The sequence below is a fragment of the Mesorhizobium norvegicum genome (assembly GCF_004919685.1).
Taxonomy (GTDB): Bacteria; Pseudomonadota; Alphaproteobacteria; order Rhizobiales; family Rhizobiaceae; genus Mesorhizobium; species Mesorhizobium norvegicum.
The window spans coordinates 1-25,380 of sequence record NZ_SMYZ01000027.1; the positions used below are offsets into that span (position 1 = coordinate 1).

The 25,380-nt window shown below is 61.6% G+C and carries 32 protein-coding genes and 1 tRNA gene; 14 read left to right on the forward strand and 19 right to left on the reverse strand.

Going from position 1 to position 25,380, the window contains the following annotated elements; all coding sequences use genetic code 11:
• The first annotated feature begins 173 nt into the window (after positions 1-173).
• The 4 genes from FCU66_RS11515 (at position 174) to FCU66_RS11530 (ending at position 4,921) form a co-directional block, all read left to right on the forward strand.
• The gene (locus tag FCU66_RS11515) at positions 174-608 is read left to right on the forward strand and encodes a hypothetical protein (protein WP_136621481.1); all 435 of its coding nucleotides are present in this window, start codon (positions 174-176) and stop codon (positions 606-608) included.
• A gap of 324 nt (positions 609-932) precedes the next feature.
• Positions 933-2,894, forward strand: a complete 1,962-nt coding sequence (locus FCU66_RS11520; RefSeq protein WP_168992135.1) for an AI-2E family transporter — start codon at positions 933-935, stop codon at positions 2,892-2,894.
• A 501-nt stretch (positions 2,895-3,395) separates the two neighbouring features.
• Positions 3,396-3,569 carry a helix-turn-helix domain-containing protein gene (locus FCU66_RS11525; RefSeq protein ID WP_246093864.1) on the forward strand — a complete coding sequence of 58 codons (174 nt, stop codon included), beginning with the start codon at positions 3,396-3,398 and terminating at the stop codon, positions 3,567-3,569.
• On the forward strand, positions 3,569-4,921 hold the full coding sequence (locus FCU66_RS11530; protein ID WP_136621478.1) for a HipA domain-containing protein: 1,353 nt from the start codon (positions 3,569-3,571) through the stop codon (positions 4,919-4,921). The genes FCU66_RS11525 and FCU66_RS11530 overlap by 1 nt, the downstream gene beginning before the upstream one ends.
• A gap of 84 nt (positions 4,922-5,005) precedes the next feature.
• Here FCU66_RS11530 and FCU66_RS11535 read toward each other — a convergent pair whose 3' ends face one another.
• Positions 5,006-5,584: a TetR/AcrR family transcriptional regulator gene (locus tag FCU66_RS11535; RefSeq protein WP_136621477.1), complete on the reverse strand. Its 579-nt coding sequence runs from the start codon at positions 5,582-5,584 to the stop codon at positions 5,006-5,008.
• Between the two features lie 192 nt (positions 5,585-5,776).
• On the reverse strand, positions 5,777-6,364 hold the full coding sequence (locus FCU66_RS11540) for a DUF308 domain-containing protein (protein WP_136621476.1): 588 nt from the start codon (positions 6,362-6,364) through the stop codon (positions 5,777-5,779).
• Between the two features lie 237 nt (positions 6,365-6,601).
• Here FCU66_RS11540 and FCU66_RS11545 point away from each other — a divergent pair, with 237 nt between their 5' ends.
• Positions 6,602-8,641: an ABC transporter ATP-binding protein/permease gene (locus FCU66_RS11545; protein WP_136621475.1), complete on the forward strand. Its 2,040-nt coding sequence runs from the start codon at positions 6,602-6,604 to the stop codon at positions 8,639-8,641.
• Positions 8,642-8,645: 4 nt separating this feature from the next.
• On the opposite strand, the gene FCU66_RS11550 is transcribed toward FCU66_RS11545, so the two are convergent.
• From FCU66_RS11550 to FCU66_RS41080, 6 genes are all read right to left on the reverse strand, one after another.
• Positions 8,646-9,647, reverse strand: a complete 1,002-nt coding sequence (locus FCU66_RS11550) for an aldo/keto reductase (protein WP_136621474.1) — start codon at positions 9,645-9,647, stop codon at positions 8,646-8,648.
• Positions 9,648-9,706: 59 nt separating this feature from the next.
• Positions 9,707-9,952, reverse strand: coding sequence for a DUF982 domain-containing protein (locus FCU66_RS11555; protein ID WP_109660886.1), 246 nt, complete (start codon positions 9,950-9,952; stop codon positions 9,707-9,709).
• A 163-nt stretch (positions 9,953-10,115) separates the two neighbouring features.
• Positions 10,116-10,301, reverse strand: a complete 186-nt coding sequence (locus tag FCU66_RS11560) for a hypothetical protein (RefSeq protein ID WP_168992129.1) — start codon at positions 10,299-10,301, stop codon at positions 10,116-10,118.
• A gap of 254 nt (positions 10,302-10,555) precedes the next feature.
• A complete protein-coding gene (locus FCU66_RS11565) occupies positions 10,556-10,762 on the reverse strand; it encodes a hypothetical protein (protein WP_136621472.1) in 207 nt (68 codons plus the stop codon).
• Between the two features lie 723 nt (positions 10,763-11,485).
• On the reverse strand, positions 11,486-11,674 hold the full coding sequence (locus tag FCU66_RS11575; protein ID WP_136621471.1) for a hypothetical protein: 189 nt from the start codon (positions 11,672-11,674) through the stop codon (positions 11,486-11,488).
• 31 nt (positions 11,675-11,705) lie between these two features.
• A complete protein-coding gene (locus FCU66_RS41080) occupies positions 11,706-11,861 on the reverse strand; it encodes a hypothetical protein (RefSeq protein ID WP_168992128.1) in 156 nt (51 codons plus the stop codon).
• Positions 11,862-11,971: 110 nt separating this feature from the next.
• Here FCU66_RS41080 and FCU66_RS11580 point away from each other — a divergent pair, with 110 nt between their 5' ends.
• A complete protein-coding gene (locus FCU66_RS11580; protein WP_136621470.1) occupies positions 11,972-12,187 on the forward strand; it encodes a hypothetical protein in 216 nt (71 codons plus the stop codon).
• Between the two features lie 67 nt (positions 12,188-12,254).
• On the opposite strand, the gene FCU66_RS11585 is transcribed toward FCU66_RS11580, so the two are convergent.
• A tRNA-Gln gene (locus FCU66_RS11585) sits at positions 12,255-12,328 on the reverse strand.
• Between the two features lie 87 nt (positions 12,329-12,415).
• Positions 12,416-12,709 (reverse strand): hypothetical protein, encoded by a 294-nt coding sequence (locus FCU66_RS11590; RefSeq protein WP_136621469.1) that lies wholly within the window; start codon positions 12,707-12,709, stop codon positions 12,416-12,418.
• A gap of 438 nt (positions 12,710-13,147) precedes the next feature.
• Between FCU66_RS11590 and FCU66_RS11595 the strand changes: the two genes are divergently transcribed.
• The 3 genes from FCU66_RS11595 to FCU66_RS42530 all read left to right on the forward strand — a co-directional run bounded on the left by FCU66_RS11595 (position 13,148) and on the right by FCU66_RS42530 (position 14,906).
• The gene (locus FCU66_RS11595; protein ID WP_136621468.1) at positions 13,148-14,224 is read left to right on the forward strand and encodes a sensor histidine kinase; all 1,077 of its coding nucleotides are present in this window, start codon (positions 13,148-13,150) and stop codon (positions 14,222-14,224) included.
• Between the two features lie 159 nt (positions 14,225-14,383).
• On the forward strand, positions 14,384-14,680 hold the full coding sequence (locus tag FCU66_RS11600) for a hypothetical protein (RefSeq protein ID WP_136621467.1): 297 nt from the start codon (positions 14,384-14,386) through the stop codon (positions 14,678-14,680).
• A gap of 91 nt (positions 14,681-14,771) precedes the next feature.
• Entirely contained in the window at positions 14,772-14,906 is a 135-nt protein-coding gene (locus FCU66_RS42530) for a hypothetical protein (RefSeq protein WP_281285517.1), read from the forward strand.
• Positions 14,907-14,998: 92 nt separating this feature from the next.
• On the opposite strand, the gene FCU66_RS11605 is transcribed toward FCU66_RS42530, so the two are convergent.
• The 5 genes from FCU66_RS11605 to FCU66_RS11625 form a co-directional block, all read right to left on the reverse strand.
• Positions 14,999-15,244 carry a DUF982 domain-containing protein gene (locus tag FCU66_RS11605; protein WP_136621466.1) on the reverse strand — a complete coding sequence of 82 codons (246 nt, stop codon included), beginning with the start codon at positions 15,242-15,244 and terminating at the stop codon, positions 14,999-15,001.
• A 12-nt stretch (positions 15,245-15,256) separates the two neighbouring features.
• Positions 15,257-15,493, reverse strand: a complete 237-nt coding sequence (locus FCU66_RS11610) for a DUF982 domain-containing protein (RefSeq protein WP_136621465.1) — start codon at positions 15,491-15,493, stop codon at positions 15,257-15,259.
• 98 nt (positions 15,494-15,591) lie between these two features.
• Positions 15,592-16,035: a GFA family protein gene (locus tag FCU66_RS11615; protein ID WP_136621464.1), complete on the reverse strand. Its 444-nt coding sequence runs from the start codon at positions 16,033-16,035 to the stop codon at positions 15,592-15,594.
• A gap of 84 nt (positions 16,036-16,119) precedes the next feature.
• Complete coding sequence (locus FCU66_RS11620; protein WP_024501602.1) at positions 16,120-16,299, reverse strand: DUF3606 domain-containing protein; 180 nt, start codon at positions 16,297-16,299, stop codon at positions 16,120-16,122.
• Positions 16,300-17,078: 779 nt separating this feature from the next.
• A complete protein-coding gene (locus FCU66_RS11625) occupies positions 17,079-17,270 on the reverse strand; it encodes a hypothetical protein (RefSeq protein ID WP_136621463.1) in 192 nt (63 codons plus the stop codon).
• A gap of 200 nt (positions 17,271-17,470) precedes the next feature.
• Here FCU66_RS11625 and FCU66_RS11630 point away from each other — a divergent pair, with 200 nt between their 5' ends.
• Positions 17,471-17,899 (forward strand): DoxX family protein, encoded by a 429-nt coding sequence (locus FCU66_RS11630; RefSeq protein WP_136621462.1) that lies wholly within the window; start codon positions 17,471-17,473, stop codon positions 17,897-17,899.
• Between the two features lie 59 nt (positions 17,900-17,958).
• Here the strand turns inward: FCU66_RS11630 and FCU66_RS11635 are convergent, their stop codons facing one another.
• From FCU66_RS11635 to FCU66_RS11650, 4 genes are all read right to left on the reverse strand, one after another.
• Positions 17,959-18,312 (reverse strand): hypothetical protein, encoded by a 354-nt coding sequence (locus tag FCU66_RS11635; protein WP_136621461.1) that lies wholly within the window; start codon positions 18,310-18,312, stop codon positions 17,959-17,961.
• Between the two features lie 248 nt (positions 18,313-18,560).
• Positions 18,561-19,322 (reverse strand): hypothetical protein, encoded by a 762-nt coding sequence (locus tag FCU66_RS11640; protein ID WP_136621460.1) that lies wholly within the window; start codon positions 19,320-19,322, stop codon positions 18,561-18,563.
• Positions 19,323-19,652: 330 nt separating this feature from the next.
• Entirely contained in the window at positions 19,653-19,922 is a 270-nt protein-coding gene (locus FCU66_RS11645) for a hypothetical protein (protein WP_136621459.1), read from the reverse strand.
• A 150-nt stretch (positions 19,923-20,072) separates the two neighbouring features.
• Complete coding sequence (locus tag FCU66_RS11650) at positions 20,073-20,378, reverse strand: hypothetical protein (RefSeq protein ID WP_136621458.1); 306 nt, start codon at positions 20,376-20,378, stop codon at positions 20,073-20,075.
• Between the two features lie 305 nt (positions 20,379-20,683).
• On the opposite strand from FCU66_RS11650, the gene FCU66_RS41085 reads away from it, so the two are divergent.
• The 4 genes from FCU66_RS41085 (at position 20,684) to FCU66_RS11670 (ending at position 25,380) form a co-directional block, all read left to right on the forward strand.
• Complete coding sequence (locus FCU66_RS41085) at positions 20,684-23,053, forward strand: hypothetical protein (RefSeq protein ID WP_168992127.1); 2,370 nt, start codon at positions 20,684-20,686, stop codon at positions 23,051-23,053.
• A gap of 114 nt (positions 23,054-23,167) precedes the next feature.
• Entirely contained in the window at positions 23,168-24,286 is a 1,119-nt protein-coding gene (locus tag FCU66_RS11660; protein ID WP_136621457.1) for an EpsG family protein, read from the forward strand.
• A gap of 165 nt (positions 24,287-24,451) precedes the next feature.
• Positions 24,452-25,162, forward strand: coding sequence for a glycoside hydrolase family 108 protein (locus tag FCU66_RS11665; RefSeq protein ID WP_136621456.1), 711 nt, complete (start codon positions 24,452-24,454; stop codon positions 25,160-25,162).
• On the forward strand, positions 25,162-25,380 hold the full coding sequence (locus tag FCU66_RS11670) for a hypothetical protein (RefSeq protein WP_136621455.1): 219 nt from the start codon (positions 25,162-25,164) through the stop codon (positions 25,378-25,380). Before FCU66_RS11665 ends, FCU66_RS11670 begins: the two co-directional genes overlap by 1 nt.

Sequence of the window (25,380 nt, forward strand, 5' to 3'; positions counted from 1 at the left end):
GTCTTCGCCTCGCCGACGATCGCTGGCGAGCCGTGCCGCGGAATAGAGCCATGCTGCCCAAAATGAATCGTCATACCGTGCATTTCCGTATCTTGCCGACCTCACGGAGCGCCATAATTCCATTCAAGGCTGAGCGAATTCAGCCGCTGAATAGGAGTGAATAGGAGGCGTCCGTGAAGCATCAAACCGTTGACCAACTGCATGCCGTTGCCGACGTCCACGCCGAGGCAACCTATCTTGTCGCGACTCGAGGCGAACGCCTCGAACGCTGGGCGCAGCTTCTGGAGCAAAATCCCAACAGGTGCCTAGGGGCGCTGACGGGGACCGAGTACCAATCTGTGGAGATGCGCGAAACAATGCGTTCCGCGGGATCACCAATCACAGTTGCTTTCGAAGATCCGATCTTTCGCGCGCTGGGCTTGAAGGAGGATACCTACGGTGAGGCCAAGCGCTTCTTCGAGCTGACCGATTGGCAGCTCCACGAAATCGTCTGCCATTGCCATGTCGGCGCCACGATGCCGGCACGATGGGCCGCATCCCGTGTCCGCGCGGCAATGTCGGCAAGATCCGGTTTCTTCGCGTGGCTGCGAGGAACGTTTCTGCACTGAAGGCCGATGCTCCGGCTGGTAAACATCGCGCACGGTGTCGGCTGAACGACTGCTTGAAGAACGATGAGGCGGCAGAGTCTCTCCGCCTCCTATCGGTTGTTCTGGTTGGTGCCGCTTGTCGGCTACCAGCGGTCGATGTCGCCGAACACGATGTCGAGCGAGCCGATCTCATCGCGTCTAACATGGGAACGCTGACAACGGCATTCGATCTCGCCATCCCGGCGCGGCTGGCTGATGGACTGAGAAAGTTGCACGCCGGCTCAATATGCCAGATCATGGCGGCGTGGCAGGGGGAGACATAGAGTGGCCCATCGTCGAAACGACATGGCGTCTCCGGGGCTGGAAGATACCCTTTCGGCCGCCGCGACCCACCCGCGAACGTCATTGCCCAATGTGGCGACCATCGTCACCACTGTGGCGGCACTGTATTTCGGGCGCGAGGTTTTCCTGCCGATCGCGATCGCGCTGCTGCTGACCTTCGCGCTCGCGCCGCTTGTCGCGGCGCTCAAAAAGGTCGGCATACCCCGCATTGCCGCTGTCATCGCCTGCGTGCTGGGCGCTTTCGCGGCGCTTGCCCTGTTCTCCTTCATTGTCGCCACGCAGGTCAGCGAACTGGCGCAGAACATCCCGGTCTACCAGACCAACATCCTGGCCAAGATCCGTTCGCTCAAGGAAACCGGGGTCGGGGGCGGGATCATTGCCAGGTTGAGCCATGTGGTCGAGCGTGTCGGCCAGGAGATCGACAGGCAGGACGCCTCGCTGCCGGCCGCCACCCCGGAAAAGCCGCCGCGCGAGCCGGTGCCCGTCGAGATCATTTCGCGCGAAAGGCCGCTCCAGGTCCTGCAGAACATAGTCGGTCCGCTGATCAGCCCGCTCGGATCGGCCGGACTGATCATCGTCGTCGTCATCTTCATGCTGCTCGAGCGAGAGGATTTGCGCGACCGCTTCATCCGGCTTGTCGGTTACGGCGACCTCCACCGCACCACCGAGGCACTTCGCGACGCGGGCAAGCGGGTGGGCCGCTATCTGCTCATGCAATTGGTCGTCAACATCGTCTACGCCATACCGATTGCGATCGGGCTCTGGATCCTCGGCATTCCCAATGCACTGCTGTGGGGGTTGCTGGCGCTGGCGCTGCGTTTCGTTCCTTATATCGGCCCGGCCATAGGCATGCTTTTGCCGCTGTTCCTGGCGCTGGCCGTGGCGCCGGGCTGGTCGCTCGTCCTGTGGACGGCCGCCCTGTTCGTGGCGATGGAACTGATCACCGGCAATGTCATCGAACCCTGGCTTTACGGCTCGCGAACGGGGCTGTCACCGCTGGCGATCATCGTCGCGGCGATTTTCTGGACGTGGCTCTGGGGTCCGCTCGGGCTGATCCTGTCGACGCCGCTCACCGTCTGCCTGGTGGTGCTGGGCAGGCACGTGCCGCAGTTTGAATTTCTCGACGTGCTGTTCGGCAACGAGCCGGTGCTCGAACCCCATGCGCGCCTCTACCAGCGGCTGCTGGCCGGCGATCCCGAGGAAGCCACCGACCACGCCGAGGAGATGCTGGAGGAGAAATATCTGGTCGAATTCTACGACAAGGTTGCCATTCCGGCACTCCTGCTGGGCGAGCGCGACCGTGTGCGCGGCGTCATGGGCGACCTGCAAAGACGGCAGGTGGCGGCCAGTGCCATGACGCTGGTGGCCAATCTCGACGACAGCGCGCAGGAGGAAGCGGGCGAGGAGGAGGAACCGCACGTGGCCGCGGAGGCGGGCGACGATAGCGATTCCAGCGGCGAGGACCAGACCGAGCTGCCCGATGGCACCGATATGTCAGTGCTTTGCGCCGGCGGGCGCGGCGAACTCGACGACGCCACTGCCGCGATGCTGGCGCAGGTGCTGGAAGTCCAGGGCGCGACAGTCTCGAAGGCCGGCTTTGCCGATTTGGAACCGCCAGCCATTCGCCACCTCGAACTCGAAACCGTCGACACCGTCGTGGTCGGCTTCCTGAACCGGGATTCCGTCAAGCACGCCCGCTTTCTGGTTCGCCGGCTGAAGCGCGCGAAGGCAGCACTTCGGGTGGGAATCGTGTTCTGGTCGGAGACCGGCAGCGAGGGCAAGGAAACGGCGGCCAAGCTGGCCCAGGACATGAACGCCGATTTCGTGGCGCATGGCATGGTCGACGCCGTGCTGGGCGCGCTGTCAAACGAGCCGCCGGTTGCCCTCAAGCGCATCGCCAAACGCCGCATGCGGCGACAGCGGGCGGCGCCCAGGAAGGTTGCGGCCGCGGCGGCGGCGGGTTAGGGCCACCTTCGCCTTTGTTCGGCTACGGGGTGGGCAAGCCAGGGACCGATGGCCACAGAGCAAAGCGTATTGTGCCTGCTCCCGCTCGGGATCAATGTGGCGATTGTGGGGATCTGGGTGCGTCTTCTGTTCCCGTACGGTATCCAATCTTTCTGAGTCGTGATCCCGATCGGTAGCAAACTGGCTTGTATTTGGCCTTTGGAGAGATTATGTTCCCGTTCGGGATCAGGATCATGACCAAAACCACGCAGACGCCGACGACCGTTCCGCCAAATGCCATCGAGATTGCGCGCCGCGCCGCGCGATCCAATCCCGCGGATGCCGGCATACAAGCCGGGTTCGCCGAACATGTGGGCAATACACCGGGTGGGGCAAACGTCATCGTTCCTGTGACGAAGATCAAAGCCCTTGCGCCCGAAGTTCGGGTCACGCTGCCTCGTATGCTCGGCTCCGATGCGCAGGGGCAGGCCGAGGNNGTCGCCGGCGGACCTCGGCCGGCTGGTGCGTGCGGTCCGTGAGCGGCGGGATTTTTCGCAGCAGGAGTTCGCCGACCTCGCCGGGGTCGGCCGGCGCTTCCTGTCGGAGCTGGAGAACGGCAAGCCGACGTTGGAACTGGGCAAGGTGCTGAAGGTCACCAATGCCGCCGGCATTGTGCTCTTTGCCCGCGAACGCTGATGGATGCGCTGACACTCGACGTCCGGCTCGACGGATTCACCGAGCCGGTTGGCATCCTGGCGCGCGACGACAATGGCGGGGTCGCTTACGCCTACCGGCCGGACTATGTCGCCAATCCCGACGCCGTCGCCCTATCGTTGGCGCTGCCATTGACCGACGAGCCCTATGGCGATGTCGCCGCCAGGCCGTTCTTCGACAATCTGCTGCAGGAACGTGACGGTGCGCTGGCCGATATCATGGCCCGCGAGGGTCTCGCCCGCGATGACATCGCCGGCCTGCTGTTCCATCTCGGCAAGGACTGCGCCGGCGCCTTGTCGGTGCTGCCGGCCGGAGCCCCACCGGTCAAGCTGCCCGGAGACTATGGCAGCGACTATGTTCGGATCGGCATGGAACGGATGGTCGACATCGTCGATGCGCTGCACCGCCGTCGCCGCTTGCCGGACGGCACCGCCGACCCGTCGCCGCTGGCCGGGGTGCAGAGCAAGATCGCGCTGACCTACCTGCCCGACGGCTCCTTCGCCGAGCCGCGGCCGGGTTCGGGCGCGCCGACCACGCATATTTTGAAAGTCCCTGATCAGGGTCATCTCCACGATGCTCGCGATGAGGCCGAGGCGCTCGCGCTCTCGCGGGCGCTCGGCTTCGACACGGCCGACGCCACGGTTATGCCTTTCGGTGAGATGGAGGCGCTGCTGATTACCCGGTTCGACAGGGCGCTGACCGGCGACGGACGGATCGTGCGCATCCATCAGGAGGATTTCGCCCAGGCGCTCGGGCTGCCGGCGGCGCTGAAATACGAGCGGCGCGGAACGCCCGGCCGGCGCTTCGACGCACCGGCCATTCGCCGCGTGCTCGAGGCGACGGCGGATCCGGCCGGCGAGAAGGATATCTTCATCAAGGCAACGCTGTTCGATCTGATGATCGGCAACACCGATGGCCACGCCAAGAATTTCGCGCTTCTTCACGATAGAGGCGGGCGCGTCCGCATGGCGCCACGTTACGACCTGCTGCCGACCCGGCTCGACGCCAACCTGACCGAAGAACTGGCCTTCAGGATCGGCGCGGCGGACAGGCTGGCGGCGATCACCGCTGACGATTTCGCGGCCTTCCTGCAAGCGCTGGGTATCGAAAGCGCTGCCGCGCGCAAACGTATTCGTGCCGGCCATACGGCCGACATTGCGGCATCCCTGGCGCGGCAGCTCAATGGCCTCGACAAGCGGAACATGAAGCGCTTCGCCGATCTCATTGCGTCGAACACCGGCACGCTGACGGCGGCGTTCGGGCTGGTCGCGCCAGCGGCGGTGGAACAGCGGGACGCGTTTCTTGACCGAGCCGGCGGTTGGCTGATGAATTGAGAGCCGGCCGCTCGCAAGGAGCGACAGCATCGCCCACTCCGCAAAAAAAGGGAGAAGGGCGGTCGACGCTGCCATTTGGCATCGTCAGGTGCGGATGCGACGAAAAAGCGTTTCTACGATCACGTTGAACCGCTCCGGGTCATCAAACGCCCGGGCGGCAAGCATGGCTCCGTATACGGTCGCCATGAAAGCTTGTGCCTCGACCTCGGGGGATGCCTCGAGATGCACTGCCCCCTGCTTTACACCGAGCTCCAACAGCCGCTCCAGCCATTTGCCGAGGTCGACGAAATGACCGCGGACGGAAACTGCCACCTCTTCGGGCAGGCCGGGCAATTCGGCCGCCAGCACTGCAGCCAGGCAGAAGGGAGCGGACTGATCCTTGATACAGCGTTCCCAATACCCTGTATAAAACCGCAGCTGATCCAGTGCCGGCGAACCTTCCTCCAGCGCCGCACTCTGGGCTCGGATACCGGCGCGCGCTTGTTCGACGACTGCCACGACCAAATCGACTTTGGAGGGGAAGTGATGGTGAATGCTGGCCTTGCGGATACCAAAGCGCTCCGACAGGTCGGCATAGCTGAAGCCGTTGTAGCCGACACGCATGATCAGCTGGGCGGCTCCGCCAACCAATTTGCCCGCGGTGTCACTCGGTGCAGCGTTCATTGTCACCCTTCCGGTAGGTTGAGGTAGGAAATTTTGCCGGTCCTCGCAAGGTTTGTCCGAGCCCGCGGAACAGGAGCGCGGCTTGACCGCCAATCTCTTTCAAAAGGAGTGCGCCGTCCTCCAGGAAGACAGCGCACCACGCGTCAGCAGAAAACGACGTCAGGATATCGGACAGGTCTTCAATGAGCGCATCTAGCTGGCGATCCGCGGTGACTTCCGAAGGATGTCGCTCACCGTCAGCCACACCGCCGACACCAGGAAATAGAAAGCGCCGAACGCAGCGTAGGGCGCGACATTTGTGATGCCGATATCTTCAACGCCGCCGGCCATCTTCACAAAAAAGAGCCCGGCCAGTGCCGATTGAGCGCCGCTCAAGATCATCGCCCACTGCGCGCCGATGGTCTTCCAACGCCGCAGCGCGGTAATCAGTTGAAACAGGCCGGATAGAGCAGCCCAGACGCCGTAGACCGCGAGCACTGCGTTCATGCTGTTGGTTAGCGCGACAGCGACCGCCAAGGTGGCAAGCACGCTGATGACAAAATTCAGCAGCTGCGACTTATTGCGGCTCATCCCGCCTGTGCGTTGGGCATCGACGACATTCGCAAGGGCGTCCCAGGCAGGATACGCCACCAGCATGATCGCGGCCAAAGGCGGCATGGTCTTGGCGAGGGTAAAAGCCAGTGCGACCCATGCCGCAGAAACGCCGAACCGGACAAAATAATAGCTTTTGAGCCATGTGTTCGAAGCTTGGGTGAGAGTGTCAGTGTTTTGAATAGGCATACCGGTTTTCCAATGTTGGTTGATAGCGATCTACCTACTAGAAGGTAGACAAGTTTTGGTCAACCGATTTCACCGTTCATCGAGTAAGTTTGGCTGAGGGGGAGGGAGGGCCGTGGCCAGAGGCCGTGGGCGCCCCTGGGCGAGACTGCGCGGCATTGCAACGCCAGAAGAGCCGTGGCTGCCGGATCTCGATCGGACGTCATGCAACCTTTTGATTTTTAAGCCGTTACCGCCCTTATGTCAGGGGTTGAATCCAAGCCGAAACGGGCCGACGGCGCCAAACCACGCGGGGCTGGAAAATCGCGCCAAAAAAAAGCATCGGCTGTCGAAGCCGCGCTCGAGGCCGAAGGGCATGCCGCGCCCGAAGTCGACGGACAAGCCGCGCCGCCGCCGGATGCCGTCGATCCCGATCCGCAGCTGACGCCCGAGGAGGCCGAGCAGGCGCGCAAGAAATACCTGCTGACGCGTTTCTGGATCAGCGCACGCGGTTATTGGGGCCGCGGCGCCGACAGGCTCGCCTGGCCGTTCACAATCGGGGTGTTGGTGCTGATCTGCATCAACATCGGCTTCCAGTATGGGATCAATGTCTGGCACCGCTCGATTTTCGACGCCATTGAGCAGCGCAATGCCCGCACGGTCTATTTGCTCAGCGCCGTATTCGTGCCGCTCGTGCTCGGCAGCGGCAGCCTTGTCGTTGCACAAGTCTACCTGCGCATGACGATCCAGCGCCGCTGGCGTTCCTGGCTCACTACGGCGGTTATCGCGCGCTGGCTGGCAAACGGCCGCTACTACCAGCTGAACCTCGTCGGCGGCGACCACCAGAACCCCGAGGCCCGCATGACCGAGGATCTGCGCATCGCCACCGAGTCGCCCGTCGATTTCATCGCCGGTGTCCTCAACGCATTCCTGGTGGCCTCGACCTTCATCGTGGTGCTGTGGACGATCGGCGGCGCGCTCACCCTGCCGATCGGAGGGTCGAGCGTCACCGTTCCCGGCTTCCTGGTCATTACGGCGATCATCTATGCCGCCATCACCTCCACCTCGATGGTGGTCGTCGGCCGCAATTTCGTCCGCCTTTCCGAGCGGAAGAACCAGGCGGAGGCCGAACTGCGCTACACGCTGACGCGCGTGCGCGAAAACGGCGAGAGCATCGCCTTGCTGGGCGGCGAGGAGGAGGAGCGCAGCGGCATCGACAGGAATTTCGGCCATGTGCTGAGGCAATGGGCGCTGCTGACCGGCCAGCACATGCGCACCGCGCTGGTGTCGCAGGGGTCGAGCCTGTTTGCACCGGTCGTGCCGATTTTGCTTTGCGCGCCGAAATTTCTAGAAGGCTCGATGTCGCTCGGACAGGTCATGCAGGCTGCCTCCGCCTTTGGCATCGTGCAAGGCGCGTTCGGATGGCTGGTCGACAACTACCCGCGCCTTGCCGACTGGAACGCCTCCGCGCGGCGCATCGCCTCGCTGATGATGTCGCTCGACGGGCTCGAGCGCGCCGAGCTGAGCGATGCGCTCGGACGCATCAACCGAGGCGAAACCGAAGACGGCGCGATGCTCAGCCTCGACAATCTCTCCGTGACGCTGGACGACGGCACCGCCGTGGTCAAGGAGACCGAGGTTGCGATCGAGCCGGGTGAGCGGGTGCTGGTGGCGGGCGAATCCGGCTCAGGCAAGTCGACGCTGGTGCGGGCTATTGCGGGCCTGTGGCCGTGGGGCGGCGGCGGCGTCAATTTCCACGCCGGCAGGCGTCTGTTCATGCTGCCGCAACGCCCCTACATCCCCTCGGGGACCCTGCGCCGCGCGGTCGCCTATCCCGCGGCGGCGGATAAGTGGACGATCAAACAGATCAAGGCCGTCCTCGACAAGGTGGGCCTCACCTATCTTGCCGACAGGATCAAGGAAGAAGCGCCATGGGACCAGACGCTGTCGGGCGGCGAAAAGCAACGCCTCGCCTTCGCGCGCCTGCTGCTGCATCGCCCCGACATTGTCGTGCTGGATGAAGCGACCTCGGCGCTCGACGAGAAGAGCCAGGACAAGATGATGAAGATGGTGATCCGCGAATTGCCTGATGTCACCATCATCAGCGTGGCGCACCGCGCCGAGCTGGAGGCTTTCCACAGCCGCAAGATCACATTGGAGCGGCGCAAGGGCGGGGCAAAGCTCGTCAGCGATATCGATCTGGGCCAGAGCAAGGGCAAGCGCAACCTGCTCGGGCGCGCCTTGTGGGGCTCCGGCGCGTGGGGATCCGGCGCGCCCAAACGAAAGGCAAAAGGACCTTGAGCTGCTACCGGTCGACCATCGCCATGGCGCGCTCGGTGTAGCGCGGGCCGGAGATCTTTCCTGGCGCCAGCGCGTCGTCGAGCGCGGCCATTTCGGCGGCGTCGAGTTTCAGCGATGCGGCGGCGACATTTTCCTCCAGATATCTGATCCGCTTGGTGCCAGGGATCGGCACGATGTCGACGCCAAAACCGTTGCCCTTCTCCAGCAGCCAGGCCAATGCGATCTGGCCGGGCTTGACGCCCCGGGCTGTCGCGATGTCGCGCACCTTGGCCGCCGCCTCGACATTGGCGTCGTAGTTTTCGCCCTGGTAGCGCGGATCGTTGCGGCGGTAATCGCCTTCGGGATAGTCTTCCGCGCGCTTGACCTCGCCGGTCAGAAAACCACGGCCGAGCGGCGAGAACGGAACCAGGCCGATGCCGAGTTGTCTAAGCAGCGGGATGATCTCCGGCTCGAGATTGCGCTCCCACAGCGAATACTCGCTCTGCACCGCCGACACTGGATGCACGGCATGCGCCCGGCGGATGTTGGCCGCGCCTGCCTCCGACAGGCCGAAGAAGCGCACCTTGCCTTGCTCGACAAGTTTGCCGACGGCGCCCGCGACATCCTCCATCGGCACCGCCGGGTCGACGCGGTGCTGGTAGAGAAGGTCGATATGGTCGGTGGCGAGCCGGCCGAGCGAGGCTTCCACGGCCTCGCTTATATGCTCGGGCCGGCTATCGGTGCCGACCTGCTTGCCGTTTTCGATGCGGAAGCCGAATTTTGTGGCGATGGTCACATGGTCGCGCTTGCCCTTCAACGCCCGGCCGAGCAGGGCCTCGTTGGTGTAAGGACCATAGACCTCGGCGGTGTCGAGGAAGGTGCAGCCGAGCTCGATGGCGCGATGCAGCGTGGCGATGGATTCGGCCTCGTCGGCCGGGCCGTAGGACTGGCTCATGCCCATGCAGCCGAGGCCGACGGCCGAGACCCGCAGTCCCTGGCTGCCGAGCTTGCGTGTTTTCAGGGTCATTGGGGCGCTCTCCGGCGGGTTGCAGAAACTATGGCGTTGGCTGATTTTGTCGACACGCCCTACTCGACAAGGATGTGGGCTTCACGCGCGGCTTCGACAAGCGCTTCCCTGGCGATCTCGGCGGCAACATCGCCGCTCGTCGCCCGGCGGCAGGCGCGCAATGCCGATTGATGTTTCGGACTGCCGGCGTCACGCCAATGTGTCGTGAGCAATTCAATGGCTTGCTGTGTATTGGACAGATGGCGGATGGAACCGGTGACACCGACAGACACCGCCACGGGTTTGGAAAACCATGCAGTTTGCATTGGAACCTCGACTGGGCTCATTGGAACCTCGACTGGGCTGAAGCGATAAACGCTTTTGGCAGTCCAAGGTTTCGTCACTCTGGCGTGAAAGTTCCGAAACAGGCGTTCTTCAACGAACCATCCACATTGAGAGACGCCCGGTCTGTTCGCCTTTCGGCGCCGCTCACATGTTCGAGGCGACGTCGCGGGTGGGCGGTGGCTTCGGCTTGTGGGCAGCACACTGCCTTGTCGTTTGTTCGGCGAGGCGGGGCGCGGTCTTGACCGTGGCCGTGGTCTTGAGCGCTTGCGTCTTGCGGCGCTTGGGCCAGCTGGATGACAATTCGGCAAGGAGACTGCGCAGGTCTTTCACGACGTCCTCCTCTTGTAAGGCGACGGGACAATTTCCGTCAGCCCAACTTGTTCCACCGAAAAGACCTGAAAAGACCTGAAAAGACAAGAAGGCGCCCCTCCGGGCGTATCGGCCCGCCGGTTGCCTTCTCTATTGGATCGAAGGTGCGCGAGGCAGACCGCGCGGGGCGTTCGCGCGCTCTCCATCGTCATCGGCATCAGTTGGCTGCGACCGATGACTGGCGCCGGCAGATATGCCGGGGCCTGCTCTCGCCTCTACAGGATGTTGGTCGTCACTTCGACGACGATGGCGGCACCTTCCAGCGTGCCGTTGGTCACATGCACGACACGCGATACCCGTAGGTCCTGCGTCGTTCCGTCGATCGACAGTGAAACGCTTTCGCCGATCCGGGGAACTGCCTGGAAAACGGCATCGGCTGCTTCCGGACGGTTGTCGATCGATATGCGGCAGTTGACGGTCATGAGATGTCTCCTGTGTCTGACGGGCGCCCCGGTCGTCAACGCAGGGTCCGCGAAATGGTTTCAGGAGCGCCAGATGCAACTTAGTGGCGCGCGAATTCGTACATCAGGAATTGCTCCATTGTTCATCGTAGCGGAGCAACCGGCTCGCTGGGGATGGCGTTGGGGCTGCCCCGGCGAGCTTGATCCTCGTTGCCATCGGCGTTGCGCCGGCAAGACCAGCGTCATCGGTGATGGCAAAGCGGGCCGGGGACTTCGGAGTCCTGCCTCTGCTCATTTCGTCGCCCGCGGCACGAGATAGCTCGTCGCAGGGCCGTCTCCAATTCCTCGCGTGACCACGACCGTGGTGTAGTTTGCCGGTAATGAAGCGGTGACGGTCGGATCGACTGACCGGCACCTTCCAACGATTTCCCCATTGGGCGAACTTGCCAACCTGTGGCCAAAGACGCTCGGCATTGATCAAGCGAGGCATACAGTGTCGGCGCCATATCGACGGGTTTGCAGATTGACGCCTCTCCCGGGCTGCAGGAGAGCAAAAGCATCACTGCCTGGGTTGCCGGATCCATTCTTTGAGTTCCCATGTTGAACGAGCCTCAACGTGGAAGTGCGACCTTGGTTTCGCTGTCGCTAAAATATGGGAGTCGCATTGCCTGGCGGGCTCATGGGCTCGAACCACGGTTCACGCGGTCAAAGGGAGTTCCTATCGCCTCTTTCGGGGGCATGGTGTCACTGGGGTGAGAAGGGGACGAGTTTCGGTGACCGCAATTCCCCGGCCATTTTTGCCGCCTGGAAAATTGTCATCAAAACCAGGATTGGCTCACCCTCAGTCGGGTTGATGGTCAGGACCACACGGCCAAGCTCGTCGCTCATGCCGCAAGACCAGTCCTTGACCGCAATCATTTTTCTCCCGGCCATATCCTTCTCCCGGACGGGAGGCACCTCGCGGCTACACCGTCTGGAGCTGTTCGATAGGACCTTCGCCTGACATTGCAGTCAGCCGCACGGCGGCAAATGCTGCCAAAGCCATGAAAACCGCCGCGATGTTCAGGAGCATTGTTGATGCAAAGATGCCCCCGCTCTGGTCAAAGCAAATCAGTTCCATGGCACTGCACCCCTTCAAGCCACCAACAGCCCACATGATGATCCTGCTTGAAGGCAAATACAAGCATACGCTAATAAGTATGGGTTGGAGCGGTTTCTCTGGAGGATCAGGTGAGCTTTCTTCGCCCCCGGAAAAAACCGAAAAAGGCCTACCCGAACAGCGATCGGTTTGGAGAGGACGGTCGGCGGTTCTATAGTGCCTATGCCAGCACAGATCGAAAGCAGCCGGTTAAGACCCGCAAGCAGAGACACCTGGCGCTGATCTTGGGTGGGGCGGCAGTCACCGGCATAGTGAGCGTGTTGATGTATTTGATATCGGCGGGCTAGGCCATGCGCGCCGATTCGAAATGATCGATCTGCTCTCTGCGGTCGAGGTATGCCAAGCGCTTGATTTTGGTTCCCGCTCATGGGCTCGAACCACGATTCACGCCTTCAAAGGGCGCTGTCCTACCATTAGACGAAGCGGGAAAATGCAAGTCGCACCCACACCCCTAGCCGGTTCGCGCGCCGGGATCAACGCAGTGCGGCGGCAAAGCTGTGTGACCGGCAACGGCATCAGTCCGGAAAGTTGTTGACAGGTTCCTCGCAGCGGTAGACCGGGCAGTGGCCGTCACGGGTGGGCACATAGGCCGACATCGGTACTTCTGGCCAGTCGCATTCGTTGCCGAACTGCCTGACATAGCGGTCATAAGTGTTGGGGCCGGTGGTCAGCACCACGGCGCGGTGGCTTTGGATCAGTTGCTGGAGCTGACCGCAACTCATCGTGCGGGTATCGGGCCGGGCGTCGGCCAGGCTGGTCGCGGCAAACAGGATCGCTGCCGTCATCAAGGCAATTCGGCGGATGGGCATGGCGGTTTCCTCGAGCTGATGTGTCACGCGAAACTCGCATCCCGGCCGGTGGTTCCGCAACAGCCGGCTGGCCGTCTTTGGCGGCGCAACCAAATGGCGCGTCGCGCATTGCTGGGGATGGACAGCAGGAAGCCTTACGAAACCCCGCAATGGCGGCCCGGAAACGGGGATCGCGAAGCCATGTGCTGTTCCTTCTGCGGCGGCCGCGACCACCACTATGAGGATTGCCCGCAACGGGACGCTTCGGCCGATGTTCCGGTTGACGCCCCGGACGACGTCACCCCCAAACCGAACTGAAGTCGGGTCCGAGTCTCTGCTGCGAATGTCGCGGAATGTTCTTCCCCCTTGCAACCAAAATGTCCCGCCACGCATTGCAGGGCATGGACGGAAATCCCGCATGGACCCAGGAGGTTGGCTGATGCGGGGAAAGGTGGGGCAATGACGGAATTGGCAAGCGTCGATGGCATGCTCGAAACCAACGCCGACGCACGGCTGGCGGCGATCGTCGATTCGTCCTACGACGCCATCATCAGCAAGGATCTGAACAGCGTCATCACCAGCTGGAACGGGGCAGCGCGGAGCATGTTCGGCTACACCGCCGAGGAGGCCGTGGGCCGGTCCGTGCTCATGCTCATTCCCGATCACCTCAGGGATGAAGAGGCCGATATCATCGGCCGGGTTCGCAGTGGCGAAGTCGTGGCCAGCTATGAGACGATCCGGCGACGCAAGGATGGCGGAATCATTGCCGTTTCGCTGACCGTCTCGCCGATCAGGAATGCATCGGGCGAGATCATCGGCGCCTCCAAGATCGCCCGCGACATCACCGCGACCAAGGAGAGCGAGCGCCGGATCCGGCTGTTGCTGCGCGAGGTGAACCATCGCGTCAAGAACCAGTTCGCGGTGATCCTCTCGATGGTCAGGGAGACAAGCAAACGCTCGACCGATCCGCGCGAGTTCGAGGCGCTGATCCGTTCCCGCATCATGGCGCTGTCGCGGTCGCACGATCTGCTGGTGAACTCGGAATGGGCGGGCGCCAGCCTCTTCGACCTCATCCAGGAGCAGCTCAAGCCGTTCGGGCACGAGGAGCAGGTATCGCTCTCCGGACCGCTTTTGACCTTGCAGCCGAACGCCGTGCAAAATCTCGGAATGGCATTTCATGAGCTCGGCACCAACTCTTCCAAATATGGCGCTCTGGCTGGTGGAGAAGGGCGGCTCGAGATCACCTGGCAGATCGCCACCGGTGTTTCGGGAAAGCGGGAAATCCATCTCGTCTGGGACGAGACGATGCCGGTGCATGAAGGGGAGCGGCCAGGGGGACGGCAAGACGAATACACGCGCAAGGGTTTTGGCACCGTCGTCCTGCAGCGGGTCGCGCCGCAATCGCTGAACGGCTCGGCGGTGCTGGAGCGCAGCCCTGGCCATCTCAGCTGGTCGCTGACGGCGCCGCTGGAATCGATCATCGTTCCGCAGCTCGGCGCCGAAATCCCTGCTGCCGAGCCGTCTTTCGGCCCCTGAAGGTCCGGCTCGGTCAATCGAAACAACCATCGGGCGGACTGATCCTGCCGGCTTCCGCATCGGCCGGGCGGAAGCGGCCAACCTTTTTCGTTGACAGGCGTTGTCGCTGTGAAGGGAAAGGTCGCCGCGGGCGGCCGTGACAGGAAGAAGGAGGCCGAGATGAGAATTCTCACCGTCGTCCCATTCAGTCTGATGCTGGCGCTGGCCATACCGGCCGCGGCCCAGCAGCAGAACGACAGCCAGGCGCCGCAGGCCGACAAATGCCGGGTCCAGATGGAGCAAGGCGCAAAACAGCAGCCTGGCAGCGACAATCTGACGGAGACGCTCAACGATTGCGGCGGTGTGCTGAAACCGCCCGCCACCGGCGACCAGGGAATGGCAGCGCCGGCGCCCGACGAAGGCAAGACGCCGGTGATCAAGCCAGACGAAGTCCCGGCCCAGCCACCGAAGCAATAAAGGCAGGTCGCGCCGGTATCATCGCTCAAGCTAATGGAACCTCGGTTTCCTAGGAACGTTTCTCTCGCGACTGGAATTTGGAGAAATTATTGTGAGAGATATTGCGACCACGGCCACATTGCTTGCCTCGATTGCCGTTGTGATTGCTTTGGTTCTGCTGGCGCCAAAGAGCTTTGGCTTTGAAACCTCTCACCCGATCGTACAGGGCGAGCTTCCTGCGGAATAATCGGATCGATTATTCGGAGTGATTCAGGATCGATTTCGAAAAATGCAGGCGAGGCATGAGTGCCTCGCCTGCTTTTTCATGGATTGAAACGTCTACCGAACGAGTATGCCGGCATGGTTGCAGAGCGCCGCGAAGGCTTCCTGCGCCTCGGCGGCACCTGCCTTGCTTTCCAACGCTGCTTCGACCTGTTCGCGCGCAGCCTGATAGAACGGGCTGCGCTTGGCCTGCGGCCAGTCGATGAGGATTTCGCTGGCATCCCCGAGCGTGGTGATGTCGCGGATCGTGTCGGAGCCATGCGGTCGGATCCGCATCGGCGTGGGCAGCATCAAGTCGGCCATGTCCTGCTTCCGCTACTGGAGGAATTTTGCTTCGCGCGCGGCGTCGATCATCGCCCGCATCGCCTTTTCCGGCGGCGTCCAGCCGTCCAGCGCATCGCGACAGCTGCGCAACGCCGCCCGGTAGCGCCGGCTCCGGCCAGCCGGCCAGTCGCCGAGGCATTCCAGGCCTTCCCAGGCACTGCGCACCACACGCTCACGCTCCGGGGCAAACTTCAACCTGATGGGCCGGGGAAACATCTTGTCGTTCAACGGTCGTCTCCGTGACTGATGCATGCTCGGCGACATGCACGAGAGGCGTCCAGTAACGTCGGCGGCAGGGCAGGGTTCCCTGCGCCAGAGATCAAATCTCACTCGGCCGCATCGACGTCCGACAGCGACCTCGGCGCCGGCACTTCGGCGCTGTGCGCCGCCGGCCGGTCATGCTCGAACTGTTCGGTGCCGGGCAAGGCATGCAGCCAGGCCTCGCGCCTTGAGGTCCACAATTCATATTCGGGTACGAGATCGGTCGGCGCGATATCGAGGCTGCCGATCATCACCTCGGCTTCGTTGTCGTCGACCCAGGCGACGCGGCCGCCGCAGGTCGGACAAAAGCTGCGCGTGCCATAGGAACTGACGAGGCCTGTCGTCTCGAAGGCCTCGCGCGGCCAGATGGCAAAGGCCGAATAGGCAGAGCCGCCGGCCTTGCGGCAATCCTTGCAATGGCAAAGACCAATGCGCAGCGGCGCACCGCTGACCGAGAACTGCACGCCGCCGCACAGGCAACTGCCGGTCCTGCGTATGGTGTCGGACATGGCAACCTCCCTCATTGCGTGGCGCTGCGGGCCGGGTGGGACAGGTGCAGAGTTGCAGCCCCGTCCCGATCCCGGGGAAAGGCTCTAGCCGCGCGCCGCCATATGGGCATCGAGCTTCTTGCGCGATGGCCCGTAGCGCTTGATGATGGTCTGCGCCTCGCTTGGCGGAATGCCGTATTTGCGGGCAAAGGCAGCGACCTCGTAAGGCTCTTCGCTCGAGACCAGCTTGCGGTCCTGTTTCGTCTTCGACTTGTCGTCAGCCATCTCAGGCCTCACTTTCTGTTGTCGGGGAAACGCGCAGCCGTCGGCGCCCGATCCCGCGATCAACAGGACATAACACAGATCGGCGTCGCTGGTTCCACCGGCACGACAATAACGCGATGGTATCGTTCGTTTCGGTGGACCCAGGATCGGCCGGGCCTCAACGTCGTCATCCCTGGGCGAAGCAGGAGCGAAGCTCCGTCGCGCAGCCCCTGGGATCCATGCCGTGACATTAGTCGAGGAGCACAGCGGAGCAGAATTTGGCCCCGTGGAGACGCCCGGAAGTCGCGGCATGGATCCTCGGGTCTGCGCTGCGTCGCTACGCTCATTGCTCCGCCCGTGGATGACGAAGCGACGGGCGTCTGCGCCCATGGCGAGGAACGATTAGCCAGGTTCGCAATCGGCTCGTATCAGGCCGATGGCCGCATCGGGTCGGCGTCGGAAAGGTGATCGCCGTCACATTCGGAGCATGCGGTGCTGACTCCGGGGCAGCCGCGCTGGTGCGTGCCGGCGGGGCAGCAATTGCCATTGGAACTCGTCCAGCGCGGGCATTGGAAGATTTGGCCGGCGCCGCCGCAGCCGCTGCATTCAAGTGCCGTCGACTGGACGGCAAGGGATTTTGCCCTGAACCTGACGCTTATGCTCAATTCCCACCCGCCCGAAATAACTGCACCGGTACATGCCTGTGCATTAGCCCCGGCTAACAATAGCACTTTCGTGATTACCAACAAGTTTCATGATTCTCACGGGATGCCTGGGAAGGCCGTGCGGGCCGGGCGCGGTCAGGCCGGCTTCAGGCGCATCGCCGCGAGATACATCAGCGCCGAGGCGGCCTGCCCGCGGTCCCAGCCGGCGGCCTCGACCTTGTCGAGCAGCGCGTCGAGATGGGGAACGAGCATCTCCCTGCACTCCTGCTCATAGGCGGTGCTCATCGCCTGATGCTGCGGTGCGCCGATGGTCAATGCCTTGGCCATGTCCGATTCCCCCTTTGAGCGGGCAATAATGTACCGTCAGCCGGCAAACCGAAAACACGGTGCATGGTTTCAAGAGGCATCCAGGATCCCTGGCGGAGCGCCTGCATCGCGCTTGTCGAGAAAAAATTGGCCTGATGTGTCGGGCCTGGCAATCGTCGCGCGTCCTAGGAGCGACCAACCTGCAACGCTGGAGAACGAGCATGTCGTCGCAAATCACCCAATCGCCGTGGCAGACCGCGGCCCTTCTCATCGCCCGGCTGATCTTCGCCGGCGTCTTCCTGATGGCCGTGACGTTCAAATTCATGGGCATGGAGGCGACCGCCGGCTACATCGCCGCCGCTGGCTTTCCGTTTCCGCTGTTGCTGGCCTGGTGCGCGGCGATCCTGGAAGTCGCCCTGGTGCTGTGCTTCCTGACCGGCGCCTTCTTCAGCCAGGCGGCCCTGATTGCCGCCGCCTATGTGCTGTTCCTCGCCCTTGCCTTCCACGGACCCAGCCACTGGGCCGGCAACCAGGCCGAGTTCGGCTTCTTCATCGACCATTTTTCCTTCCTGGCCGGACTGCTGTTCGCGGCGGTGCATGGTCCGGGTAAGGTGCTTTCGCTGAATCTGGGATGGCCGGGCCGGGCTTGAGGCGCGGGCATGCGGCCCGAGCAAGGCAGCTAGCGCAGTCTGGCCGAGGCGAAGGCCGGCTAGCGGCCCTGCAGGATTTTGATCACCTTGCTGCTGTCGGCCGATGGCGACGAGAGATTGCGGTAGTCAGCATAGGTTATGCGTCCTCTGGCGACGGCATTCCAAAGGCGATTGCAGATCGTTGCCGGCAAGCGTTCCAGGCTGACATTGGCGACTTCGGCAACGGTTTTTCTCTCGGCCAGCGGCAGTGTAGCCTGGTTCGCAATGCACTCCCTGATGACTTTGGCCTTGATCGCCGGGCTGCCGCTGACGACGGCCTGGGCGTTGTTGAACTCGCCCTCGCTGACGGTTGTGCAGCCGGCGAGCATGACGGCGCCAAGCAACAAGGTGCCAAAGCGCGATTCAAATCTCATGTGTCCCCCCGAAGAAATCACCAGGCAATCAACAAGCCCGCAACCAAGCAAAACTCCGTGACATCGGCAAGACGTTCGATAAATCACGCCGACGGATAATGTTGGGCCAATGGTTTGGCTTGCCCGAAACTTCGACCTCGACCGGGATCGGGTAGTGCTCGACATGATCTACGTCATGCGACGCTCCCATCTCCTCGGCACGCCGGGAGGAGGTTGGCAATCGTGCCCTCACATCTGGTCGTTGTGCGTCAGGTTCGAAAGGACAGCAATGACTTATCTGCCACCCAGCGTGCAGGCGGTGCGGCCGGCCGTGCTCTGAGGTATGAGCGTGACAAAACGATGGATGTCATCACGATTTGATACGCGCCAATGATGGCGCCGACGACAGGCAGCATCAAAGACGCGAGGCCTGAATCTTCTGGATCGATGCCCATCAGGGAGCACAGCAACATCAATATCGCTATGACCAATACCGTGAGCAAGCCGAACGAGATGAGCAGACGCGGAAACGCATAGCCGAACACTTTGGAGCCGCGTTGGCCGGCAACTGCAAGCGTCTGGTCATCATCGGCAATGACCGCGGGCAACATCGTGCCCCATTTTGCGAACGCAGCGATGCCGGAAAAAACCCAGACAAGAAGCGCTGCCAGCATGGCGATGGACGGACGGATGCCGCCGATGACCATGACAATCCCAAACGCAAGTGGACCTATTGCGCCGAGGAAGCCGAGCAACAGGCAACGCTTCACGAAAGTGAAGAATGCCTTGGGCCGTTCCTTCAGCCAATCGGATACCTGGTTGGGGTCAAGCTGCGTCAGGACGGCGATGTGAGCAGGAATAGCCAAGAAGGTCGAAATCATTACACCGATGAAGATTGAAGCTCCGGAGTTGATGTGTATGAACCTGTCGAGCAACGCCAATCCGCCGGCCAGGCAGATGTATTGGACAACCCATTTCCAGTTGCGGATATAAACTTCGAGCGAAGCCACCCAAATATTGCCTTCCACCAACACCCGTCTCCCATCATCACCCCGACTTGCGATCAGTATCGCCACCGCGTTGCGGTTTTCTTAATTGCATTAGATCAATTTTCATCTTGACGACTTCGAGATCGCCAAAGAATTCGGAGCGGATCAAAGCGTGCAGCGGGCGCGCAACGAATAGAGGTGGTTGATCGATGCGACGGCCGTCAGCCTTCGAGTTGCAGCTTGGCGACGTTCAGGGCGATTTGCTGCCGTGGCTATGGTCGAAAAAGCGCGAACGACGTTTCCGCTCCGGCGGGCGGCGCGGAATCGGTTTCGGCCGGGATGGCCGGGCCGTGTTGAGCCACGGGTAATGGCCTATTCCTGCGTCAGGCGCTCGCCATATTCGCGCCACAGCGCCTTCACCTCCAGGCTGCCGAGGCGGGGGGCCGAAGGATCGCTCGAAATGATAGCGACGGCGCTGATATCGTATTGGGGATAGGCGTGGGCGACGAAGCGGATCGCTTCGCCGAGCGAGCGCACGCGGATGATCGGGTCGGCCTGGCCCTGGCCGGTGCTGCGCACCCCGGAGACCGTGGCCGGCGCATGCCGCATCCTGAACACCGATGCCATGGCTGGTCTGTCCATCGTCCTCTCCCACAAGGGCGTGTGACGGGAATCATTCCATGAGCTTTGTCTAATGATTTCACAGGTGCCGGCTCATGACCAGCCGGCCGCAAAAGCGGGAGTTCCACGGGCTTTGCCGGCACCGGTCCGTTGTCCGCTCCCTTGGCGCCCTCAGAGCTGGTCGTTGTAGGGTTCCTTGATCTTGCCGACCATGCGGGCCAGCTTCGAAAAGGAGGGCATGTCCGCCTCCGGCTGGCACTGATTGGCGAGCTCCAGCAGCCGGATCGGGAAGTTGACGGCGTCACGGCTGGACGCGGACATGCCTTCGGATCGCTCCTGGTTGGTTTCGCCGGCCTCGGTCTTGCGCAAGGCCATGTCGATTTCCTCACATGTCAGCACCCCCTTTTGAACCAGGAGGCGGTTGACCGACGCGACGGCCATCAGCAGGCCTTCGAGTTGCAGATTGGCGACATTCATGGCGATTGCTCCCGTGGCTACAATCGAAACGCGCGAGCAGCCTTTTCGCTCCGAAGGGCGCAGCGAGGCGATGCCTTGGCAAGTCTTCAGGATCTTGCCCGAAAATTCGGTCTAGGAATTTTTTCTTAGAAAGTCGTTGACGGGGTGAGGGCAGCTTTGCCTTCCAGACGCTGAACCCTGTCGTTGGAGCCAGCGACATCGTTCTCAGCTTCTATCAGTCGGATGACATCGTTGGCGATATTCGGGACGCCACGCAAGACATCATCGACCAAGCCCAGGCCGCGGCCAATGTCGCAACCGAGGCGATGACAACAGTGATCGATCCGCAATTCGCCACGCTCGCTGCCGCCCAGGCGTTTTCGCCGGTCATCGCCCCGACCTACATCCGCACCGCATTCTACGACAGCCACCAGGTGGCGGGCAGCGGCGCGGTTTACCGCAAGAACGGAACCACGGCCGGGGATCTGGTGATCACCTTGAGCGATGGCGCGACGCTGGCGGGGTATACGCTGTCAGACACGCCTCTTGCTTCACAGAAAGGCGCTCGCAAGAATAACTACAATGACGATGCGCCAGCCGTGCAGGCGGCGCACGACCTGGCGCTGGGCGGGGTCAGGCTGCCAGCCGGTTCCTACAAAATGGTGCCAGGTTCGGTCTCACCTTTCACCTTCGGCAATTTCCCTTCGGTGAATGTCTATCGTGCGGTTGCGCTGACTGCGGACAACGTTACTTTCAGTGGCCATGAGGCGGTGTTGCACGGCGTGAGCCGGGCCAGTGTTATCGCGGCGGATGTCCAGCCAGTCTTCTCGACTGACAAGAACATGACCGTCGGTGCTCGGAAGAACATCACGTTTGATGGTGTTACCTTCGATCCTGAAAATAATGCCGATGCCACGAACAGCAACCAGCGCTTTGTCTATGCAGTCGGCGTCGACGGGCTGAGGTTTCTGGATACCAAGGGTGGTTCCAGCGGCAGCCGGCGTGGCTACTACGCCCACATCCAGAACAGCAAGAATGTGCAGGTCGATGGGCATCGTCACCAGAAGGTGACGGGCGGCTTCAATGTTCGCTATGTCGACGGCTTCGTGATGACAAATTTCCTTTTCGAAGATTTCTCGGAAGCGATCGATCTCGACGGCGCCAGCCAACGTGTCGTCATCCGCAATGGAGTGTTTAAGTCGACCTCGCGCGTGAACCAGTGCATCGACGTCAACGACCAGGTCGACGCTTCGATCGGCGATTTTTCAGTCAACAACACCGGAAACATCGTCACCGTAAACTACAAGACGACGACGCCCGATACCTTTGCGGAATATGTCGCAGGCACGATTGTCAGGAATTTCCAGGTCGGGAAGCGCATCCTTCTGTCAAATATCTCCGGCTCGGCGGTCGGTTCAGCGGCCATTCCGGCTTTTTACATCGGGTGGGATTGGTCGGCAGGGAATCATGCCGGAGCGGCCCCGGTGCAGGACATTACCCTACAGAACATTGTGCTCGACGATCACGGCTACTTCGATATTCGCGAGGCGGTCAACCTGAAGCTCAAAGATATTACCTCCTATCGGGCACAATGCGGCTTCAACCATGCCGTGAACTGTATTTCGGCCGCGTCGAATGCCGATCAGATCGCCTGGTCTGATCTCGACGTCGATATCGACGGACTGCGCATCGAGGCATCTGACAAAGGCGGCCTGAATATTTCTACACCTTCACAGGCCAAGGTTCGTCGGCTGATCACGCGGGGCAACAACACGCTTGGTGGCACACTTACGGACCTAACAATCACGGGGCTCGCCACTCGCGCCGGACGCGCTTCCGTCGACGAGTGCGATATCGGCGGTAATGTGGTGCTGAACGGCGATAGCACCGCCGTAGCGGCTTGGGCTGGTGACACGATCTACAAGCGCAACGCTATTGTTACCAACGGCGGGAATTTCTATCGCGCGACAGCGGAGGGGAAATCAGCCAGCAGCGGCGGGCCAACCGGAACGGCGCTTTCCGTCATAGATGACGGCTCGACATCTATTGCCGTGTGGGCGGCGTCGACGGTTTACGCCGTGGATGCAGTGCGATCGAACGGTGGCGCGTATTTTATCTGCGTGACGGCAGGCACTTCGGCGGTTGCAGGTGGTCCGGCTGGGACGGATCATCGGATCGCCGATGGCACTGTGGTTTGGCGGCCATTTGGCGGCGCGGTGAAGTGGGAATATCTGCTTTATCCGTATTCTCTTAGATGGGGGAAAAACAATCACGTCAAGGGAACGGTTACACTCCAAGGTGACGCGCAGAAGTACATATTCGGCGAAAGCATCGCCGCTCAACTCGGCGATTACGCTGCAACCGGGTTGATAAACAAGAGCATGTTCGTAGCGCGTCGCCGTGGCCGGATTGTTCGAGCCAGCTACCAAGTGACTGCCGATGCGATCGCCGATGCAGCCAATTACCGGAACTTGATCTTGCGACGCCTTCGGGCAGGTGCTTCGGCAAACGTGTCGACCATTGATACCAGCGTAACAGGGCTGACTGCGTTCGTCATGCGCGACGGCGCTGTTACTGCCAACTCGGCTGGCGCTGACCTGGAGCCGGGCGACATCATATTCGTCAACTCGAACTCAGCCGGCACAGGCAGGGCTCTGACGGGACTTGGCGTGACAGTTGAGTTCATTGAGTTTTGAGCCGCAATCAGGACCGCCGATCGAGCAAGCATCGGAGGTGCTTTCAACGTGGATCAGCGTGCAGCGTGAGTCGCGATCGCCACGAAAAATGAGGACCATGTCTAGCGAGCCCACGTGGCGCTGGCCGGCAACTTTATTTGGAGAGCTTCAGCATTTTGCGTTTCGTCTGACAATAATGAAGGTGCTATTGCACTTGTCGCCAAGAATCAAAGAGGCGTTCGAATGCGTCCCATTCGCCAACTCTGGTTCCCCACGTTGCTCTTTCTAGCCCCGGTGCTCTTCTTCGCGGCTTCTCGAACCGACTATGCGAATTATGCCTCGTATGCTTTGGAAGGTGATATCGTCGCCTACTCGAGAGATTTCGCCTATGCGAACAGGGCAACGTTCCTAGTCTATATGACGGCTGTGGCGCACGAGCCCGTGTTCATCGCCATGCATTGGATATACGCCAACCTGGGGTTTTCGATCTCTGACAGCATGCTAGCCAACAGCATGGTCATGGTTTCAGTGTACTATCTTTACTCGATCAGACAAAGCGATAGCGTAATGCTTGGTGCGATATCGACTGTCGGCCTAATCATGCTGCCATGGTTCGAGCAACTGGGCCAAAACACGTTGCGTCAAGGATTTTCGCTTATCTTCATTATCGCATTCTTTTTGGCGATCAATGGCGGTAAGAGATACCGAGCAATCTTCTTTGCTATCTTTGCGATTGGTAGCCACTATAGCGCTATTCTATTCGTTGCAATCTATGTATTGGCAGATTTTGTTCCTCGATCAGGAAAATTGATCGTTGGTGTAGTTGCCTTGATTTTCGCTGGTTACATTACAAACTCCATCTCTAGTATCTCTAATATCATAATTGCCCCGATTTTGGCGCAGGCCGGTCTGTACACTCAGTACTCTTCCGACATGTTTGTGAATTATCGGGTAGGATTTAAGGTTTTGTTTTTTGCCTATTCGCTAGTCCAGTGCGTCGCAAGTGTCTTGTTGATCAAGAGGGCGGCAAAGAAGTCGGATGAGCGCTTGGGAAAATATTGTATCCTCATGACCGTTATATACATGTTGGCGAGCGGACTACCTTACTACAACCGGGTCGCCATGATGCCCATGCTTTTGCTCCCGGTGGTGCTAGTGACGCTGTATGCACGTATAATCGCGCCGCGCCGTTTTTTTCGGCACACCGATCCCCGTACTGAAACTCGCTCGTCCAGCCGCTGGCAAGGCGCTTAACTCACCCACGGCTTGCTCGGTTCTCGCGCAGTCTTCTGCCTAGCCTGATCACCGCTTGAGCATCGCTCTGCGCATCGACTGACGTGCCGCGCGCGGTCTTCGCGTCTCCTCGACCGTGCAATTCCCCATCGGCCCTCCCGAACAATCTTCAAAGGAACCATCACCATGGACCGCAACTTCGCGCGGGCGCTTGCGCTTGTTCTCAAATCGGAAGGCGGGTGGTCGGACAATCCGGCTGATCCCGGCGGCGCGACCATGAAGGGGGTGACGCTCGCCAATTTCCGTCGCTACGTGAAGGCCGACGCGACAATGGCGGACCTGCGCAGCATCAGCGACGCGCAGGTCGCCGCCGTCTACCGGCGTTTCTACTGGGACGCAGTGCTCGGCGCCGAGCTGCCCGACGGTGTCGACCATGCCGTGTTCGATTTCGCGGTGAACAGCGGGCCTGGCCGGGCGGCGAAATATTTGCAGGCGGCCGTCGGTGTTGCCCAGGACGGCCGGATCGGGCCGGCGACCCTTGCCGCGGTCAAGGCAAGGCCGGCCGGTGTCATCATCGATGCGCTCTGCGATGCGCGGCTGGCGTTTCTCCAACGGCTGCCGACATGGAAAACCTTCGGACGCGGCTGGTCCGATCGCGTCAGGTCGGTGCGGGTTCAGGCCTTGCTGATGTCGGCGCAACGACCGGTGGCACCGGTGGCCGCGTCGGCGCCCAGGGTCGAAACGCCCGCTGGTGGGGCGCCGGCGGTCCAGCCCGTGCCGCCGGCACCGCCATCCAGCGGCAAGACGGCGGCCGCGGCCGGCATTCTCGTCCTCATTGCCGGAGCGCTCGCGGCCTTCTGGCATCACGTCACCGGGTTTTTCGGGGGCCTCTTCTGATGACATGCTTCAACACCAACGCGCTGCACAATCTTCTCAACACGCTGATCGCGATCATCTGCGGTGGTGCCCTGGCCGGCTTCGACTGGACGATGTTCGGCGTCAGCGACCGCACCGCGCTTCAGATCAGCGGCGCCATTGCCCTTGCCAAGATCATCATCAACGCGGTGCGTGACGGCCCGCGCGGCATGGTCGCACCGCCGGCCAAGGAGACATGA